1 protein-coding gene is annotated in these 1,324 nt (G+C 40.0%); it reads right to left on the bottom strand.

The features are described from left to right. The coding region (locus tag ABWP14_RS11465) for a hypothetical protein (protein WP_353203103.1) at positions 1-1,324 on the bottom strand (1,324 nt) is incomplete at both ends.

Genomic DNA, 1,324 nt, shown 5'->3' with positions numbered 1-1,324 from the left:
GCTGTTGCATTGTTGATGCCTTTAACTAAAGTTTGACCTAAGCTATTTGAGGTTATTTCGCTGATATTTATTAAATTATCGACATAGTTGGTAGATGCACCGGACAGATTAAATGGTGTACCAGCAACTGTAGACTGAATCGTCAATATGCCGGCATTTCTTTGGACGGAAATATTTTTTATCTCACCACTACTAATCTTGGCATTGATAGCTGTTTCCAGATTAGCGGCAATAGATGTGGCATTTCTTGGTGCTGCTGCAGAAGTAACCGAAATACCATTAATTGAAATTGATGCGTTATCGGAAGTAGCGGTACTTGTATATGAAACTTTATTTTTAATAAGAGACAAATCTTGATTGCCAAATGATAGAGGCACAGAAGAATTTATAGACAGATCATCAACGAATAATCTGGCTCCGGCAGCCTGCCCTGCTGTCGCATCCCATGAACCAGATACAAATACAAACTTATATTTTCCAGCAACAGCTATGTTGTGTGTTGCAGTGACCCAACCTGTTGAAATAGAAGCATTTGCTCCAGTCTGATTCAGCATTATTTCAGTTTGCCCCGAATCAATATTTAATAAATATGCAAAGACATCGTATGCATCTGCTCCGCCTACTGCTTGCCATTTAAAACTAACTGAATCTCCAACATTAAAGCTAACTGAAGTGTTACTTATTATTGCTGGTCCGTGCAGTACCCCGCCGATACCACTTGGTGTATTTGCCACACCACCTAAATTCGAATCCATTAATATTGAAGTGCCAGATCCTGAAGGAGTAGTTGCAGATAATTGGGTCGTAAACGAGCTGAAGGAAAAAAATGGCGTTTCGTATCCTCCTCCAATAGTTGCTGAAGTTGGGTCTGCAGGTGTTGCAAAGCCACCGAGTATATTGGTACCATCAAGCTTTATACGTTGGTTCAAAATTGTCCATCCGTCAACAGATGTTGCACCTACCGAACCATCAAAATTACTATTTCTAAAAGTCTGTAAATAATTTATTCTCAAAGACTTCCCAGTACTTCCGTCATAAAAACTATCGATAACTCCAATTTGTTCCGTAGAAGCGCCTGTTCCTCGATACATGACATTACCAACTATAGAAATTGCATTTGCAGTTGTTATAGGTGCAATATCTTTTGAGATGCCAAGTGTTTCAGTAATAGCCCCATTTGTATAGAACTCTAGGTAAGAACTTGTCTCCCGATAAGAATACGCATCAGGGCATTTAATGGAAACCTGTGATACTTGCGCGACTTCGCCACCTTGATCCAAACCAAAGTTGGCCGCTGACAAACCCTTCACATTAGAGTCAAACC

It is taken from the genome of Polynucleobacter sp. (genome assembly GCF_040400325.1).
Lineage (GTDB): Bacteria > Pseudomonadota > Gammaproteobacteria > Burkholderiales > Burkholderiaceae > Polynucleobacter.
Note: the sequence above shows the minus strand (reverse complement) of the source record. Positions and strands in the feature narration are given on the sequence as shown.